Genomic DNA, 17,110 nt, shown 5'->3' on the forward strand with positions numbered 1-17,110 from the left:
CGCCGCCGGACTTATATTAGGGTTTAAGGCCCCGCCAGGAAACTGGCGGGGCCTTACTCATTTTCAAGGACTTTCCGACGATCTTGGCCCATCGTAGGGAGTTGCGTCATGAGCGGAACCAGCGACCTGGGTGAGATGGCGCGGCGCGTCATCGACACCAATTCCTATCTCACGCTCGGCACCTCCGAGCCCGACGGCCGGCCTCGACTGTCGCCCGTCTACTTCACCCATGCCGACTACCGCGACTTCTACTGGGTGTCCTCGCCCACCGCGCGCCATTCGACGAACATCGCGGACCGCCCGGAGATCACTTTCGTGGTCTTCGACTCGACTGCGCCGATCGGACGCGGGCAGGCCGTTTACATTTCCGCGCACGGGTCAGTGATCGCCGCGGACGAACTCCCGCGGCACTGCGCCAAGGCGTTCGCTCGGATGGACCCGGAAGCCAGGCCTTTCCAGCCGCACGAACTCAGCGGCGACGCCGAACTGCGGCTTTATCATGGTCATGCGACCGGCCACGAGGTGCATATTCCGGGGCGGGATCCGGTGTACGGAATCGGAGTCGACACACGCCGCCAGGTCTCGCTGTAAGCACATACTTCTCAAACTTTGGCCGGGTAGTGGGCTGCTTTCAGGTCTTCTGCCAGGTCCATCAGGGAGAGGTCCGGGTTCAGGGCGGAGACCACTTGTTGCGTGAGCGGTCGCAGGGTGTAGACGTGTCGCACCGCCGCCACGTCGATGGAGACCTCGTAGTAGTCCTCGGCGAAGCGCTGGAAAGCCTCGGGAGCGGGGTCGGTGAGAAGCGCGAAGCGCCAGCTGGCGCCGTCGGGATCGCTCCCGCCTTCCGGAAAGTCGATCTCACCCGCGTGCCAGAGGTCGTCCTCGATCCGCCGCCAGAGGCACGCTGTGACGATCGGGATCCCATCGTCGCAGAAGGCCGACTCCTCGAAGAACTGGCGGAAGACGGCGGGGACGTCGTCCAAGACCCCGGGCCACGGTACGTCGTTGACGTACGGGCTCATCACCGATTCGTGGTCGAAGCCGCGGATACAGGCACCGGCCGGGGAGAACACGATCGAGTACTCGTCCCCGGACCCGTTCCTCATGGACGCCAGTTCCTCTTCCGGTGACCAGTCGGCCGAGAAGGAGTGGTAGCGGGTGTTCCAATCAGGGCTGAGGATCGCCTCCAGGACGGCCATGGCGCGGCTGAGGTCTCGGAGACGGGGGATATTCGGCAGCAGGCGGGCGACATCGTGGACGGTCACGAGCGGTATTCAACCGCACCTCTAAGGTTGTCCAGTGTGATCGACGTTTATGAGGCTGATCGGCGGCTTGAGGTGCTCGGGCCGTGGGAGTTCGTCCGGGAGTTCGCGGAGTACTGGTCCCGGCCGCTGGTGGACGGTGACGGATACTCCGACTCGGAGCTGGACGCCGCGGAGGAGCGGCTCGGGTTCGCGTTGCCGGTCGCTTTCCGGCGGGCGTATCAGCTGTTCGGCCGTCGGGACGACCTCACGTCCAATCACGACCGGTTGCGCCCGCCCGGCGAACTGGAGGTGGACGAGCGCGGCGAGGCGCTGGTCTTTCGGGACGAGAACCAGGGCGCCGCGACATGGGGCGTCCTCCTTGAGGACCTCGCCGCCGAGGACCCGCCCGTGTACATGAAGCCCGACCTGGCGATGCGGGAGCAGGAGCGCTGGGAGGGCTGGCAGGGGCGGTTCTCGCAGGTGTGCGTCGAGATCGTGTTGGCGGAGTCGGTGCACGACATGAAGCTGGCCGATGAGCGGGACCAGGTGGAGGAGGACGCCGCGATCCTGGAGCGGGACTTCAGCCGTATGCCGCTCCAGGGTGAGGCACGGTGGTTCGCCGGGCCGGATGTCATCCTCCGGGACGATGGACTGGACTGGCTCAGCGTCCGGGCGCGCACGGAAGAGGCCCTGGAGCGGGTGCGGCATCGGATGCCGGGGGACTGGATCAACGGGTAGTGCTCTCCAGCTCGGCCAGGTACTCGGCGGCCGCGGGCAGGTCGTTCTCGCTGAAGACCCGGATCCCGGCACGTTCGAGCAGTGTCGTGGTGATTCCCGCGCCGGGTGTGCGGGTGCCGGAGAAGGTGCCGTCGTAGGTGTGGCTTGTGGCGCAGGAGGGGCTGCCCTCCTTGAGGATCGCCATGCGGGCGCCGGCGCGTTCAGCGGTTTCCAGGGCGAGGCGTGCGCCGCGTACGAAGGCCGCGGTGACGTCGGTTCCGGTGCCGGTGCGGACCTGGCCGCCCGCGCCGTCCAGGACGTCCGCCGCGGTGCCGATGATCTCGGCGGGTGGGCGGGGGACGGGCAGGCCGCCGGACACTTCGGGGCAGAACGGGATCAGGCGGCCCTCGGCGCGCCAGCGTTCGAAGAGTGCCGCGCCGACCGGCTTGGCCGCGCCGTCGTAGCGCACCGGCCGGCCGGTCAGGCAAGCGCTCACCAAAATCCGTTCCACGTCTCCAGCCTATGTCGGCAAGCCGCGCGGCTCCGCCTTGCACCTGGTCAGGACGTAGGCGAATAGTTGAAGTGATCCGGTTTCGCAGGGAGCTCGCGCATGGTCCTTCTCGGCCGTCCCATCCCGGAGGCGCAGGCTCGGGAGCGCCCCCGGGGTTCGATGCTGGTCTCCTGGGCCACCACCACCGACCACAAGGTGATCGGCCACCTGTATCTGATCACCTCGTTCGCGTTCTTCCTGCTGGCCGGGTTGATGGCCATGGTGCTGCGGGCGGAGCTGGCCGAGCCGGGACGGCAACTGGTGAGCAACGAGCAGTTCAACCAGATGTTCACCATCCACGGGACGGTGATGCTGCTGCTGTTCGCGACGCCCCTGTTCGTGGGATTCACGAACGTGATCATGCCGTTGCAGATCGGATCGCCGGACGTGGCCTTTCCCCGGCTCAACATGTTCAGCTACTGGGTGTTCCTGTTCGGCGGGCTGATCGTGTTCGCCTCGTTCGTCGCGCCGGGCGGCGCCGCGAGCTTCGGCTGGACCGGGTACGCCCCGCTGAACAGCGAGATCCGCTCACCGGGGGTGGGTGCCGATCTGTGGATCATGGGGCTGGTGCTGTCCGGGTTCGGGACGATCCTGAGCGGGGTCAACTTCATCGCCACGATCGTCGGGATGCGGGCGCCGGGCATGACGATGTTCCGGTTGCCGATCTTCACCTGGAACATCCTGCTGACCAGCCTGATGGTGCTGATGGCGTTCCCGATCCTGGCGGCGGCGCTGCTGGTGCTGGAGTCGGACCGGCGGCTCGGGTCGCACGTGTTCGACCCGGCGGTGGGCGGCGCCCTGCTCTGGCAGCATCTGTTCTGGTTCTTCGGCCATCCCGAGGTCTATATCATCGCGCTGCCGTTCTTCGGCATCATCACCGAGGTCATTCCGGTGTTCAGCCGCAAGCCGCTGTTCGGCTACTTCGGAATGGTCGGGGCGACGATCACGATCGCCGGGTTGTCGATGGCGGTGTGGGCGCACCATATGTTCACCACGGGCCGGGTGCTGCTGCCGTTCTTCTCGTTCATGACGTTTTTGATCGCGGTACCGACCGGGGTGAAGTTCTTCAACTGGGTCGGGACGATGTGGCGCGGCCGGCTGAGTTTCGAGACGCCGATGCTGTTCTCGGTCGGGTTCCTGGTGACGTTCCTGTTCGGCGGTCTGACCGGCATCATCCTGGCGTCACCGCCGCTGGACTTCCAGGTGCAGGACTCCTACTTCGTGGTGGGGCACTTCCACTACGTCGTGTTCGGCACGGTGGTGTTCGCGATGTTCGCGGGCTTCTACTTCTGGTGGCCGAAGATGACCGGGAAGATGCTGGACGAGCGCCTGGGCAAGGTGCATTTCTGGTTCCTGTTCGTGGGGTTCCACACGACGTTCCTGGTGCAGCACATCCTGGGAGCGCAGGGCATGCCGCGCCGGTACGCCGACTACGCCGAGCAGTTCACGACGCTGAACCGCGTGTCGAGCGCCGGGGCGTTCATTCTGGGCGTGTCCACGCTGTTCTTCCTCTACAACGTTTACCGGACGGCCCGGCACGGGAAACGGGTGGACGCCGACGACCCGTGGGGCTTCGGGAACTCGCTGGAGTGGGCGACCTCGTCGCCGCCGCCGCGGCACAACTTCAAGTCCATTCCGCGGATCCGTTCGGAGCGGCCCGCGTTCGATCTTCACTATCCGAGGACGCTGTCGGGGCCGCGTTGACGTCCGGCACGGCCGGGTGCGGTCACGTCCTCAACTTCGGGAAAGTGTCGTTACGCACCGCCATAGGCTGAACTCATGGAGCGACGAGAGCGGGATTGGAACGTCTGGCACGGCGCCTACGACGACCCTTCCAGTCCCCTGGCGCGGCGGCTGCGGATCGTCCAGCAGCGCGTCCGGGCGGCGCTCGACGTCTCCCGTTCCGGCCGGATCCGTACGGTGAGCGTGTGCGCGGGGCAGGGGCGCGACCTGCTCGGGGCGTTGCCGGGGCATCCGCGGCAGCGCGACGTGGTGGCCCGGCTGGTGGAGAAGGACGCGGCCAATGTGCGGGTGGCCCGGGCGACGGCGCGCATGGCGGGCCTCGGCGGGATCCAGGTGGTGGAGGGGGACGCCTCGGTCACCGATGCCTATGTGGGGGCCGTGCCCGCGGCGCTCGTGCTGGTCTGCGGGGTCTTCGGCAACATCGCCTTCTCGGATGTCGAACGGACCGTTTCGCTGCTGCCGATGTTGTGCGGGGAGGGCGCGCAGGTCATCTGGACGCGGGGCCGCACCGACGTGGACCGTACGGACGAGGTCTGCGCCATGTTCGAGGGGCGCGGTTTCGAGCGGCGCTGGTTGTCCGGCCCTGAGGAGAAGGATTACGCGGTGGGGGTGTACCGGTTCGCCGGCCGTCCCGTCCGCCTGGAGGCGGGGGTGCGGTTGTTCACCTTCGGCGGGTACGACGATCCGCCCGGGGAGGCCGCGCGGGTTCGGTGACGCTTCGGCCGTCAGGGGCGATCGGACGTTCCCGGATGGGATGTTCCCACCGGAACGTGTTTCAGTTCGTGTTCGCTCGACTACACTCGGCCACAGGCATGACTCGTGCCGTCGTCCTCCCGCCCAACCAGAACGGCGAACCTCCATGCTCTGGTCGGATCTCCCCTCACCCGCCGGGGACGGGAACGCGTTGCCGGCGGTGCCGGTGCCCGCGCTCCCCGCGGTCGTGATCGGTGTTCTTGATCTCCTGCTCCCCCGGCACTACACGTTGATGCCGCTGCTGGTGGCGGTGCCCGCGCTGGCGGTGCTGAGGCCGGTGCCGCCGCGGCGGGTGCCGGCGATCGCGCTGGTGGTGCTGGCGGCCGCGCTGCCGTCGGCGGTCCAGCAGTGGCCGGAGCGGCCGATCGCCGTCTCGACCTGCCTGTTCGGCATCGCGTTCACCACCGTGATGACCTGGATCGCGTGCCGCCGCCACGAGCACGGGGAGAGCGACCGGGCCGGGCTGCGCCGGGTCGCCGCGACGATGCGGCGGGCGGTGCTGCGTCCGGTGCCGGGGCGGGTCGGGCCGGTCGCGGCCGAGGTGCGCTATCTGGCGGCGGTCACCGAGGCGGACGCGCCGGCGGACGCGGAGGAGGGCGTCGGCGGTGACCTGTACGAGCTGGTCGGCACCCCGTTCGGCGTCCGGATGATCGTGGGCGATGTGATGGGCAAGGGCCTGGCCGCGGTGGAGGCGGTCGCCGACGTGCTCGGCGCGTTCCGCGAGCTGGCCCAGCACGAGCCCGACCTGGCGGACGTCGCGGTGCGGCTGGACGCCTTCCTGGCCACGCGGGCCCGGGAGGAGGAGTTCGTCACCGTGCTGCTGGCCGAGATCCCGGGGGAGGGCGGGATCGTCCGGCTGGTCAACTGCGGGCATCCGCCGCCGCTGCTCATCTCGGACGGCAAGGTCGCCTTCGCCGATCTGCCCGCGTCCGCGTCGGCGCCGCCGCTGGGGCTGCTGGGCATCGCCGGCGGCGAGGGGCCCCGCTCGCCCGCGGCCGTCCCGTTCGGTCCGGGCGATCTCCTGCTGCTCTACACCGACGGGGTGGGCGAGGCGCGTGATCATGAGGGGCGCTTCTATCCGCTCGCCGAGCGGGTCGCGCTGCTGAGCGGTCAGGGGCGGGACGATCTGGTGCGGCGGCTCGAGCGGGATCTGCGCGCGCATGTCGGGGGCGTGCCGCACGACGACGCCGCGCTCCTGCTGGTGCGGTTGGAGCCCGTGCCGGCCCCGCTTGTTGATCATTTGTGATGGTTGCAGGGTCACAAGTCACGCATAAGTAACAATCCACGCATGTGAGGCAAACGATCCGAGTGTCTCGGGGGGATGCAGTAACGTGCCTTGACTATCGGGTGAGCTGGGTCACAGGAACGCTGGGGGTCGTTATGAGCGTCGTGCGTGCCAGCGGGAGGGGCTGATGGCGGGGCGCCTGCGTTCGGCTCTGCCGCGCCGCGACGGGTCCCGTCCGCGAAAAGGCGCGTCCAGGACGCGCTCGGTCCGCTCCCGGATCGTGTTCCTGATGGTTCCGCTGGTCACCGCCCTGGTCGTGGTGTGGGGCGTCGCGGCGACCGGGACCCTGCGCGAGAACCTGCGGCAGACGCGGGCGCAGACCTTCACCCAGAAGGTCCTGAACCCGACCGACGAGGTGATCGCCGCCCTGCAGGACGAGCGGCGCATGTCGCTGTCCTTCCTCGGCGACGACGCGACGATCGGCCGGGCCGGTTTCGACGCCCAGCGGGCGGTGACCGACCGGGCCCGCGCGCAGTTCCGCCGGTCCGCGGCCGACGGCGACACCCGCGGCGCGACCCGGCCGGCGACCCGGCAGCGGATGACCCGGCTGGTGGGCGCGCTGGGCGGGCTTGAGGCGCTGCGCGCGGCGGTCGACGGGCGGTCCCTCGACCGCGCCCGGGCGCTCGTCCGGTACACCGAGTACATCGACCTGGCCGCCGAGATCTACGACGAGGTCTACGCGCTCGACCCGGAGCTGGTGCGGGCGAACCGGATCCTGCGCACGCTGGAGCGTGCCAGGGAGAGCCTGTCCCGGGAGGACGCGCTGGTCACCGGCGTGCTGGCGGCGGGACGGCTGGACCAGGCCGAGCATCTGCAGCTGGTCCAGCTCGTCGGGGCGCACCGGTTCATGTACGCCGACGCCGCGCGCGGCCTCACCGCCGCCGACCAGGCCCGGTTCGATCGGATCGTCGGCAGCCCGGAGGCCCGGCGGTTCCAGGACATGGAGAACCGGCTCATGGCCGGCGGCGCGTCCGAGGGACGGCCCGTCGTGGACGCCGGCGCCTGGCGCACCTCCACCGAGACCGTCGACGCGCAGCTGGCCGGGCTGTCGTCCGACATCCGGTCCGGCAACACCCGCGGCGCCCGGGACGAGGCGGGCGCGGTGCTGCTGCGGCTGGGCCTGATGGGCGGGCTGGGGCTGGTCGCGGTGCTCGCCGCCATCCTCATCGCGGCGCGGGCGGGGCGCCGGCTGATCGCGGAGAGCCGCGGCATGGCCGCCGCGGTGACCGCGTTCGCCCAGGACCGGCTGCCGTTGATCGGCGAGCGGGCGCGCCGCGGCGAGGACGTCCAGGCCGCCGACGACCTCGGGGCGGCGCGGTTCCGGGTGACCGAGATCGCGCAGATCGACCGGGCGTTCGCCGAGGCGCGGCGGGCCGTGGTCGCCGCGGCCGGGCGCGAGGCGGCGGCGCACCGGCGGCTGAACGAGGTGTTCGTGACCCTCGCCCGCCGCAACCAGTCGCTCCTGCAACGGCTGCTGCGGATGCTGGAATCGATGCAGCGGCGCACCGAGGACCCCGACGAGCTGGAGCGGCTGTTCGAGCTGGACTCGCTGGCGACCCGGATGCGGCGGCACGCCGAGGGCCTGGTGATCCTGTCCGGCCGGCCGTCCGGGCGCAGCTGGCGCAACCCGGTCCGGCTGGTGGACGTGGCGCGCGCCGCGGTGGCCGAGGTCGAGGACTACAGCCGGGTCGAGGTGGTGCCGATGGGCCGGATCGCGCTGCGCGGTCCCGCCGTGGCCGACACCATCCACCTGATGGCCGAGCTGATCGAGAACGCGGCCGCGTTCTCCCCGCCGAAGACGCCGATCCGGGTGAGCGGGCAGGAGGTCGCGCACGGCTTCGCGCTGGAGGTCGAGGACCGCGGCCTGGGCATCGCCCACGACGACATGGACGCCTACAACCGGCTGCTGGAGACCGACCCGGAGCTGGATCTGGACGACAGCGCCCGGCTGGGGATGTTCGTGGTGGCGCGGCTGGCGGCCAGGCACGGAATCAAGGTGACGTTGCGGAAGTCGCCGTACGGGGGCGTGATCGCGATCGCGCTGATCCCGCACGAGCTGGTCGTCCAGCCCGAGGAGGCGCACGGCGGTTCGGACGAGCGGCGTGAGCGGCGCGCGCAGCGGGAGCGCCGCGAGGCGGGCGAGGAGCGCGAGCTGATCGGGTCGTCGCCGGTGTCGGCGATCAGGGAGTCGGTCGAGGCCGTCGCCGGGCAGGGTTCCGGCTTCGGCTCCGGTTCACGCTCCGGCAAGGGCGGTTCGGGCGAGGCGGATCGTGCGGACCCTCCCGCGGAGTCCCCGGCCGAGGCTCCGGCGGAGGCTCCGGCGGAGCCCCCGGTCGAGTCCCCGACGCTGGCGACCGGCGCCTTCCCGCTGCCCGTGCGGCGCCGCCAGACGCATCTCGCGCCTCAGCTCAAGGGCTCGTCCGCGGCGAAGCGGGACGAGCCGTCCGGCGGTGAGCCGGGGCGGCCGCGGTCGCCGGAATCGGCGCGCGACCTCATGTCGACGATGCAGCGCGGCTGGCGGCGCGGCCGCGCGGACGCCTCCGGAGCGGAGGACGGGGCCGATCGATCCGATGGGTCCGGCGCCGGCGATTCCGGTGGCGGGGAGTGATGTCCCAGGATCGGCCGGACGGGCCGCCGGAGGACCTGTGGGTCGACGAGGACGCGGGCCCCGTCGTACGTCCCTTCGCGGTCACCCGGGGCCGCACCCGGAGCCGGCGGCACGGCGGCGACCTCGACCTGATCGCGGTCGTGGTGACGGCCGAGGTGCCGATGCCCGATCCGGTGACGCTGGGCCCCGAGGACGAGCGGATCCTGGAGTTCTGCCTCGATCCGGTGTCGATCGCCGAACTGGCCGTCGACCTCGCCCTGCCGGTGGGCGTGGTCCGGGTGCTGGTGGGCGATCTGCTGGACCGGGGCCTGGTGGAGGTGCAGCGTCCGGCCGTGTCGGCCGGGCGCCCGGACGTGCGCATTCTCAAGGAAGTGATCGATGGTCTCCGAGCGCTCTGACCTGCCGGGCGGAAGGGCCGTATTGAAGACGAGGGCCCTGCTGGCGGGCGCCGCGCTGCTGGCCGCGGTGGCGGCGGCCGGCTGCGGCGGAACGCAGGACGACGCGGTCCCCGCCGCCGGGGTGCCCGGCATCACCGAACGCCCCTGCCCGAAGGCGGTGAACAAGGACCACGGCTGCATCTACCTGGGCATCATCTCCGACCTGAGCTCGTCGCAGTTCAAGGGGCTGGGCGTGCCGATGGTGGCCTCGCAGCGGGCGTTCTGGGACCGGGTCAACCGGCAGGGCGGCATCGGCGGGTACGACATCGACGCGCACACCTACGTCCGCGACAACAGGTACGACCCGGCGACGCAGCGCCGGGCGTACAACGAGATCAAGGACCGGGTGCTGGCGCTGGCGCAGAGCCTGGGGTCGCCGACCACCGAGGCGATCCTGGACGATCTGCGCGCGACCCGGACGATCGCGGTGCCCGGGTCCTACCCGTCCAAGTGGGAGTTCGAGAACGTCATCCTGGAATCGGGCGCCTCCTACTGTCTCGCGGCGATGAACGCGGTCGACTACGCGGCCGACGAGTTCGGGGCCAAGCGCGTGATGGCCGTCCACTACGCGGGCGACTACGGCGGTGACGCGGAGGCGGGCGCGAAGGCGGCGGCCGCGGCGCGCAAGCTCGCGTACTCGCAGATCGAGACCAAGCAGGGCGCGGCCGCGCAGGACGCGGTGGTCCAGGCCGTCCTGGCGCGCAAGCCCGATCTGGTCGTGCTGACCACCGGTCCTTCCGAGGCCGCGACCATCATCGGCAAGACCGTCGAGGCCGGCTTCAAGGGCCGTTTCATGGGCAGCAGCCCGACCTGGACCAAGTCGCTGCTGCGGACCTCGGCGGCCGGGGCGCTGAAGGAGCGTTACCTGCAGGTGGCGGCGTGGAAGCCGTTCGCGACCGACTCGCCCGGCCACACCGCGATGCGGCAGGCGCTGGGCCGGGTCGAGCCCGACGACGCCTACACCTCGGGCTGGGTGCTGTCGTACCCGCTGAAGGCGGTGCTGCAGAAGGCGGCGGCGAACCGGAACCTGACCCGCGAGGGCCTGTACGAGGCGCTCGGCCAGATCACCAACGTGGACTACGAGGGGATGCTGCCGGCCCAGGCGGGCAACACCTCCGGGACCCCGAACGCGGCGGCGTTCCGCGAGTCGGTGATCGCCCGGCCGGACGAGCGGGAGCTGACCGGGGTGAAGGTGGTCACCGACTTCGCCGCCGGTCCCACGACCAAGGCCTACCGGCTGGAGAGCCCCTGCTACGAGACGGGTTCCTGACCCGCGGCGCCCGCGGCCGGGCCTGCGCGGCGGCGCGCCGGTGACGTCGTGCCGCGGCGCGCCTTCGGCTCGTCCCAGATGCCCAGCGCCTTCCACAGCCACCGGTTGGCCGGGGTGATCAGGCCGAGTTCGTGCAGCAGGTCGCGGACCTTGCCGACCGAGTCGCTGATCTCGTCCCGGTGCGCGCCGTCCTTGTACGCCTCGCGCACCACGTCCCGGGGGATGCCGAAGTGCCGGATCATCGGCCCGGGCGGGGACAGCATGATCCGGGCCATCAGGCCGAGGATCAGCGGGCCGGTCAGGCCGATGATGCCGCGCCGGCCGCGGCCCAGCCCGGGCACCCGGTGCCTGAGGTAGTGCCGGGCGAAGGAGATGTGCCGCGCCTCCTCGGCGATGTGGATCTTCATGATGGTCCGCTCGAGCGGGTGCTTGACGTGCCCGCCCTTGAGGGTCTTGCGCTGGACGTGGTCGATCGGGTCCTCGCCGCCCAGCACGAACACGAAGAACAGCTCGGTGTCGACCACCGGGATCCAGGGGGCGGCCTGCGCGATCGCGGTGAGCGCGCGGGGCATGCCGCGGATCGGCAGCCCGGTGCGGTTCACGAACTCCTGGAACATCATCCCGTGGTGGCATTCCTCGGTGATCTCGTGGTAGACGTACCGGAACTCCGGCCGCCCGTTCGGCAGCCGGTAGGCGTAGTTGAGCAGGCCGCGCTTGAGCAGGTTCTCGAACTGCAGGCCGATCTTCATGGCGGTGGCCACCCGCCACAGCCCGATCCGCGCCTGGACCTCCGGCGGCTGGGACCGGTACCACTCGGTGCGACCCAGCCGGTCGACCTCGCCCAGGATCCAGCGCGGGTCGTCGGGGTCGACGGCGAAGTCGGGGTCGTCCCAGGGGATGTCGGCGTAGGCCTCCCAGTGCTTGTCGACCGACGCCTTGTTCAGGCGGTCGATGACGCCCAGGTAGGACTTGCGGTCCTTGACCTGCTCGCGGACTTCCTCGGCGAGCTCGGTGGGGGTTTTCGTCATGTCGGACGCTCCCTCGGATCTGGGGGTGTCGGAGGGGCCGGCGCCGCGCCGGCCTCAGTGCCGGTTTCTGGGACGGTCCCCTGGTCGGGGACGAGCACCCGCGCGAACTCCTTGAGCCGGGCGAGCACGGCGGCCTGGTGGCCGTGGGCGTCGCCGTCCAGGGAGTTCTGCAGCGAGAGCCCGACCAGCAGCGCGAACAGGCCGCGGATGAGGGTGTCGACGAGGTCCTCGGGCAGCGTCTCGGGGAACAGCCCGTGGAAGACCTCCTTGACGATCTGCACGACCCGCTCGCTGAGGTCGATGCCCAGCTCGCGCAGGTCCTCGTCGGTGCGGCCGGCCAGGGTCAGCTCCAGCAGCGCCAGCGCGGGCGGCTGCTGGAGGGTGTCCCAGAACAGGTCGAGCGCCCCGGCGACGTCGCGGCGCTCGGCGGGCAGCTCGGCGAACGCCCGCACGTACTCGGCGCGGAGCCGTTCGAGGAGGTGCTCCAGCGCGGCGGCGACCAGCGTCATCTTGGTCGGGTAGTGATGCTGCTGCGCGCCGCGCGAGACCCCGGCCCGGCGCGACACCTCGGTGGTCGACAGGCCGGACCAGCCAAGGTCGGCCAGCGCCTCCGCGGTCGCGTCCAGCAGCCGCTGCTGGGTCTGCGTGCGCCGCTGCTCCTGGGTGCGCCGCCCGCCGGCCCCGGGAGGAGTGGAGGGCCGTCGCCGGTTGCCTGCTGTCACGCTTCGACGGTAGAAGCGCGGATACAAGCAAGCAAGCCTGCTTGTATGTTGCGCACATCACAATTGGACGGTCTGTCTTATTGCTGGCGAACCGCGTCCGGCATCCGGCCGACCTTGGTGATCGTCTGCCGCTAAGGTGTGTCCATGCAGGTCAACCAGTCGGCCAAACTGACCAACGTCTGCTACGACATCCGGGGGCCGGTGCTCAAGCGGGCCAAACAGCTGGAGGCGGAGGGGCAGCGGATCCTCAAGCTGCACATCGGCAACCCCGCCCCCTTCGGGTTCGAGGCCCCGCCCGAACTGCTCCAGGACATCGTCCGCAACCTTCCCGAGGCGCACGGCTACAGCGACTCCAAAGGCATCCTGCCCGCCCGCCGCGCCGTCGTGCAGCGGTACCGGGAGCAGGGCCTGGCCGGGGTGGACGTGGAGGACGTCTACCTCGGCAACGGCGTGTCCGAGCTGATCGTCATGACCCTCCAGGCGCTGCTCGACAACGGCGACGAGGTGCTCATCCCCACGCCCGACTACCCGCTCTGGACGGCCGGCGTCTCGCTGTGCGGCGGCACCCCGGTGCACTACCTGTGCGACGAGGCCGCCGACTGGGCGCCCGCGCTGGACGACCTCGAAGCCAAGATCGGCGACCGTACCCGGGCGATCGTGATCATCAACCCGAACAACCCGACCGGGGCCGTCTACCCGCGCCCGGTGCTGGAACGGATCGTGGAACTGGCCCGCCGGCACAATCTGATCATCTTCGCGGACGAGATCTACGACCGGATCCTCTACGACGGCGCCGAGCACGTCTCGATCGCCTCGCTGGCCCCCGACCTGCTGTGCCTCACCTTCGGCGGGCTGTCCAAGAACTACCGGGTGGCGGGCTTCCGGTCCGGCTGGGTGGTGCTGTCGGGGCCCACCGAGCATGCCGAGTCGTACATCGAGGGCCTGGACATCCTGGCCAACATGCGGCTGTGCCCCAACGTCCCGGGCCAGCACGCCATCCAGGCCGCGCTCGGCGGCTCGCAGAGCATCGAGGACCTGGTGCTCCCGACCGGGCGGCTCGGCGAGCAGCGCGACCGGGCGTGGAAGCTGCTGAACGACCTGCCCGGCGTCAGCTGCGCCAGGCCGAGCGGCGCCCTGTACGTCTTCCCGCGCCTCGACCCCGAGGTCTACCCGATCGAGGACGACGTCCGGTTCGCCTTCGACCTGCTGGAACAGCAGCGGATCCTGATCGTCCAGGGCACCGGCTTCAACTGGCCCGCCACCGACCACTTCCGCGTGGTGACCCTGCAGTACGCCGACGACCTGGAGGAGGCCATCGGCCGTATCGGCGACTTCCTGGAGACCCGCCGCCGCTGACCGTCCCGCCGGAACCGCCGGGCCGGGCCGCGTGAGAGCCCCCGATCCGGGAAGGTCCCCCCTGGGGAGTCAGCGCACGCCGAGGGGGCGATGAACATGACCGCATCCGGCGGGGCACCGTCCGGTGGCCCGGTCCTGGAGGAGCTGGAGCGCGCCGAGTGCCTGGCCCTGATCAGGCCCGGCGGCGTCGGCCGGGTCGCCTTCGACGACGGCGAGGGCCCGACGGTCATCCCGGTGAACTACACCCTGGACGGCGAAGCGGTGGTGTTCCGCACCAGCCTGGAGGGACGGCTCACCCACAGCCTGGCGACCGCGATGACCGGCGCGGCGGTGCGGATCGCGTTCGAGGTCGACGACATCGACGCGGAACGGCACGAGGGCTGGAGCGTGCTGCTGCGCGGCGGCGGCCACCTCCTGCCCGACCACGAGCGGCCCCCGGCGGCCACCGTCCAGCCGTGGCCGGGCGGCGAGCGCCCGGTCTACATCCGCCTGGCACCGCAGGAGATCTCCGGCCGCCACCTGCGCCCCGCGCCCGCCTAGCCTCGCCCGCCTAGGCGGCCCTAGTCGGTCGCGGAGGCGGCGGCGTCCAGGCGGCGCAGGGCGTTGCGCACGACGTCGGGGTCGGTCGTCGGCCAGAACGGCGGCAGCGACGACTTGAGGAAGGACCCGTAGCGGGCCGTGGCCAGGCGCGGGTCCAGGACGGCGACGACGCCGCGATCGTCCATCGAGCGCAGCAGCCGCCCCGCGCCCTGCGCCAGCAGCAGCGCCGCGTGCGTCGCGGCGACCGCCATGAAGCCGTTGCCGCCGCCGGCCGCCACCGCGCGCGACCGCGCCGAGGAGACCGGGTCGTCCGGGCGCGGGAACGGGATGCGGTCCATGATGACCAGCTGCAGCGAGGGGCCGGGGACGTCCACGCCCTGCCACAGCGACAGCGTGCCGAACAGTGAGGTCCGCTCGTCCTCGGCGAACTGCTTGACCAGCAGGGACGTGGAGTCCTCGCCCTGGCACAGCAGCGGATGGGTCAGATGGTCCTTCAGCTCGTCGGCCGCCTGCCGCGCCGCCCGCATCGAGGAGAACAGCCCGAGCGCCCGCCCGCCCGCCGCCTCGATCAACTCGGTGATCTCGGTGAGGTAGGCGTCCTGCAGCCCGTCCCGCCCCGGCTGGGGCAGGTGGCGGGCGACATAGAGGATGCCCGACCTGGGGTGGTCGAACGGCGACCCGGCGTCGAGGCCGGACCAGACGACCTCCTTCTCCTTCTCGCCGTCCTTGGTCGCCGTGCGCGCCAGCCCTTCGGCGGCCGCCTTGGCGTCCTGGGGGGTCTGGCCCGCGGCGGCGTCCAGGGACGGCAGGCCCCACTGGCGGGCCAGCGGCTCGAACGAGCCGCCCAGCGTGAGCGTGGCCGAGGTGAGGATCGCGGTGCGCTGCTCGAACAGCGTCGTGCGCAGCAGCCCGCCCACCCCGATCGGCGCGACGTGCAGCGCCGGCGGCCGCTTGGGCTTGCCGTCCTGGACGAACGGCTTCTCCAGCCACACCACGTCGAAGCGCGCCGAGATCTCCGGCTGGAACGACTCCAGCAGCCGCACCGCCGTCTCGTGCAGGTCCTCCAGCGAGGACCGCGCGGCCTTGCGCGCCGCCATGTTCCCCGGGTCGCTGTCCTTCTTCTCCGGGCCGAGCGCGGTCAGGCAGGCGTGCGCGGCGTCCCGCACGACGGCCAGGGTGTTGCCCAGCGCGGGGGACAGCACGTCCATGCGCCCGCCCGGCAGGTCCTCCAGAAGCAGGCCGAGGCCCTCGGCGGACTCCTTGAGCCGGTCGGCCAGCCCGTCCTCGATCAGCCGCCCGCAGCGGCGCGCCGAGGCCTCGACGGCCGCGGCGCTCAGCTCGCCGGTCGCGACGGAGGTGACCCGGTCGACCAGCTCGTGCGCCTCGTCCACGATCACCACGTCGTGCTCGGGCAGGACCTGGAACTCCTCCAGCGCGTCGATCGCCAGCAGCGCGTGGTTGGTGACCACCACGTGCGCCTCGCCCGCCTCGGCCCGGGCCAGCTCGGCGAAGCACTCGGTGCCCTGCGGGCAGCGCTGGGCGCCCAGGCACTCCTTCGCGGTCACCGACACCTGCCGCCAGGCCTGCTCCTGGACGCCCGGGACCAGCTCGTCGCGGTCGCCGGTGGAGGTCTCCTCGGCCCACTCGTTCAGCCGCTTGACCTGGCGGCCCAGCGCGGACAGCTGCTGCGGGTCGAACAGGCCGCCCGTGCCGTCCTCGGGATCGTCCAGGGCGCCGGTCTGCACGCGGTTCAGGCACAGGTAGTTGCGGCGGCCCTTGAGGATCGCGAACTTGAGCTCCCGGCCCAGCAGCGGCCCGAGCGTCTCGGCCAGCCGCGGCAGGTCGCGGTCGACCAGCTGGCGCTGCAGCGCGATCGTGGCCGTGGAGACCACGACCGTGGTGCCCTTGTCGACGGCGTGCCGGATCGCCGGGACCAGGTAGGCCAGCGACTTGCCGGTGCCGGTGCCCGCCTGCGCGGCCAGATGCTCCCCGGCGGCGATCGCCTTCTCCACGGCCTGGGCCATCTCCACCTGGCCGGGACGTTCCGCCCCTCCGATGGCCTCGACGGCGGCGGCGAGCAGCGTCGCCGTGTCCGGAATCTGGGTATCGCTGTCGGTCAGCAGATCAGGGGCGGGCACGTCGCCCAACGCTACCGTCCGCGGCGACCGCGCGCGTCCCCGGTTCGTGAGAGGAATCACATCATCACGGGGCGTGACGGCCCTGGGGTGCCGTCCCCCCGGGGCCGTGCCGAGCATCCCGGCCGATCGGCGAAGATGGTGCCCGTGTCTGCCGAAAGAGAAGTCCTGACCTGGGAATCGTTCGGTGCGGCCGGCCGGGCGCTGGCCCAGGCGATCGCGGACGACGGCTACCGTCCCGACCTGATCCTGTCGATCGCGCGCGGCGGCCTGTTCGTGGCCGGTGCCCTCGGCTACGCGCTGGACGTCAAGAACCTCCACGTCATGAACGTCGAGTTCTACACCGGCGTGAACGAGCGGCTCGACCTGCCGGTGATGCTCCCGCCGGTGCCCAATGCCGTCGACCTGTCGGGCGCCCGGGTCCTGGTCGCCGACGACGTGGCCGACACCGGCGCCACCCTCAGGCTGGTCCGGGACTTCTGCGCCGACCACGTCGCCGACGTCCGCTGCGCCGTCGTGTACGAGAAACCGCACTCCGAGGTGAAGTGCGAGTACGTGTGGCGGCACACCGACCGGTGGATCAACTTCCCGTGGTCGACCCTGCCGCCCGTGGTGCGGTCGGAGAACCAGGTCCTGGACGCCTGACCCGGCCATCCGGCGTCCGCTCTGCTGACCTGGGGGGCGACCCCCAGACCCCCGCTCTGCTGACCTGGGAGGCGCCC

16 protein-coding genes are annotated in these 17,110 nt (G+C 71.2%); 11 read left to right on the forward strand and 5 right to left on the reverse strand.

Annotated features, from left to right (window positions below; translation table 11 throughout):
• Positions 1 to 108: 108 nt before the first annotated feature.
• The gene (locus ABD340_RS11760) at positions 109 to 591 is read left to right on the forward strand and encodes a pyridoxamine 5'-phosphate oxidase family protein (protein WP_344588816.1); all 483 of its coding nucleotides are present in this window, start codon (positions 109 to 111) and stop codon (positions 589 to 591) included.
• Positions 592 to 602: 11 nt separating this feature from the next.
• On the opposite strand, the gene ABD340_RS11765 is transcribed toward ABD340_RS11760, so the two are convergent.
• The gene (locus ABD340_RS11765; RefSeq protein ID WP_344588817.1) at positions 603 to 1,265 is read right to left on the reverse strand and encodes an NUDIX hydrolase; all 663 of its coding nucleotides are present in this window, start codon (positions 1,263 to 1,265) and stop codon (positions 603 to 605) included.
• A 36-nt stretch (positions 1,266 to 1,301) separates the two neighbouring features.
• Between ABD340_RS11765 and ABD340_RS11770 the strand changes: the two genes are divergently transcribed.
• Entirely contained in the window at positions 1,302 to 1,982 is a 681-nt protein-coding gene (locus ABD340_RS11770) for a hypothetical protein (RefSeq protein ID WP_344588818.1), read from the forward strand.
• Here the strand turns inward: ABD340_RS11770 and ABD340_RS11775 are convergent.
• A complete protein-coding gene (locus tag ABD340_RS11775; RefSeq protein WP_344588819.1) occupies positions 1,972 to 2,472 on the reverse strand; it encodes a 2-thiouracil desulfurase family protein in 501 nt (166 codons plus the stop codon). The two genes, ABD340_RS11770 and ABD340_RS11775, sit on opposite strands and share 11 nt — an antisense overlap.
• Positions 2,473 to 2,571: 99 nt before the next feature.
• Between ABD340_RS11775 and ctaD the strand changes: the two genes are divergently transcribed.
• The 6 genes from ctaD to ABD340_RS11805 all read left to right on the forward strand — a co-directional run bounded on the left by ctaD (position 2,572) and on the right by ABD340_RS11805 (position 10,607).
• Positions 2,572 to 4,215 carry an aa3-type cytochrome oxidase subunit I gene (gene ctaD, locus ABD340_RS11780; protein ID WP_344588820.1) on the forward strand — a complete coding sequence of 548 codons (1,644 nt, stop codon included), beginning with the start codon at positions 2,572 to 2,574 and terminating at the stop codon, positions 4,213 to 4,215.
• A 75-nt stretch (positions 4,216 to 4,290) separates the two neighbouring features.
• On the forward strand, positions 4,291 to 4,968 hold the full coding sequence (locus tag ABD340_RS11785) for an SAM-dependent methyltransferase (RefSeq protein ID WP_344588821.1): 678 nt from the start codon (positions 4,291 to 4,293) through the stop codon (positions 4,966 to 4,968).
• A 145-nt stretch (positions 4,969 to 5,113) separates the two neighbouring features.
• The gene (locus tag ABD340_RS11790; RefSeq protein WP_344588822.1) at positions 5,114 to 6,253 is read left to right on the forward strand and encodes a PP2C family protein-serine/threonine phosphatase; all 1,140 of its coding nucleotides are present in this window, start codon (positions 5,114 to 5,116) and stop codon (positions 6,251 to 6,253) included.
• Between the two features lie 166 nt (positions 6,254 to 6,419).
• Entirely contained in the window at positions 6,420 to 8,900 is a 2,481-nt protein-coding gene (locus ABD340_RS11795; RefSeq protein ID WP_344588823.1) for a sensor histidine kinase, read from the forward strand.
• Positions 8,900 to 9,298 (forward strand): DUF742 domain-containing protein, encoded by a 399-nt coding sequence (locus ABD340_RS11800; protein ID WP_344588824.1) that lies wholly within the window; start codon positions 8,900 to 8,902, stop codon positions 9,296 to 9,298. The genes ABD340_RS11795 and ABD340_RS11800 overlap by 1 nt, the downstream gene beginning before the upstream one ends.
• The gene (locus ABD340_RS11805) at positions 9,279 to 10,607 is read left to right on the forward strand and encodes an ABC transporter substrate-binding protein (RefSeq protein WP_344588825.1); all 1,329 of its coding nucleotides are present in this window, start codon (positions 9,279 to 9,281) and stop codon (positions 10,605 to 10,607) included. The genes ABD340_RS11800 and ABD340_RS11805 overlap by 20 nt, the downstream gene beginning before the upstream one ends.
• On the opposite strand, the gene ABD340_RS11810 is transcribed toward ABD340_RS11805, so the two are convergent.
• Complete coding sequence (locus ABD340_RS11810) at positions 10,589 to 11,635, reverse strand: AurF N-oxygenase family protein (RefSeq protein WP_344588826.1); 1,047 nt, start codon at positions 11,633 to 11,635, stop codon at positions 10,589 to 10,591. The genes ABD340_RS11805 and ABD340_RS11810 overlap by 19 nt on opposite strands.
• Entirely contained in the window at positions 11,632 to 12,357 is a 726-nt protein-coding gene (locus ABD340_RS11815) for a TetR/AcrR family transcriptional regulator (RefSeq protein WP_344588827.1), read from the reverse strand. Before ABD340_RS11815 ends, ABD340_RS11810 begins: the two co-directional genes overlap by 4 nt.
• A 144-nt stretch (positions 12,358 to 12,501) precedes the next feature.
• Here ABD340_RS11815 and ABD340_RS11820 point away from each other — a divergent pair, with 144 nt between their 5' ends.
• Both ABD340_RS11820 and ABD340_RS11825 read left to right on the forward strand, forming a co-directional pair.
• A complete protein-coding gene (locus tag ABD340_RS11820) occupies positions 12,502 to 13,713 on the forward strand; it encodes a pyridoxal phosphate-dependent aminotransferase (protein WP_344588828.1) in 1,212 nt (403 codons plus the stop codon).
• A gap of 96 nt (positions 13,714 to 13,809) precedes the next feature.
• Entirely contained in the window at positions 13,810 to 14,253 is a 444-nt protein-coding gene (locus tag ABD340_RS11825) for a pyridoxamine 5'-phosphate oxidase family protein (RefSeq protein WP_344588829.1), read from the forward strand.
• Between the two features lie 20 nt (positions 14,254 to 14,273).
• On the opposite strand, the gene ABD340_RS11830 is transcribed toward ABD340_RS11825, so the two are convergent.
• A complete protein-coding gene (locus ABD340_RS11830; RefSeq protein WP_344588830.1) occupies positions 14,274 to 16,391 on the reverse strand; it encodes an ATP-dependent DNA helicase in 2,118 nt (705 codons plus the stop codon).
• 144 nt (positions 16,392 to 16,535) lie between these two features.
• Here ABD340_RS11830 and ABD340_RS11835 point away from each other — a divergent pair, with 144 nt between their 5' ends.
• On the forward strand, positions 16,536 to 17,033 hold the full coding sequence (locus ABD340_RS11835; RefSeq protein ID WP_344588832.1) for a phosphoribosyltransferase: 498 nt from the start codon (positions 16,536 to 16,538) through the stop codon (positions 17,031 to 17,033).
• The last annotated feature ends 77 nt before the right edge of the window (positions 17,034 to 17,110 follow it).

Source organism: Actinomadura vinacea, assembly GCF_039532545.1.
GTDB classification, from domain to species: domain Bacteria; phylum Actinomycetota; class Actinomycetes; order Streptosporangiales; family Streptosporangiaceae; genus Spirillospora; species Spirillospora vinacea.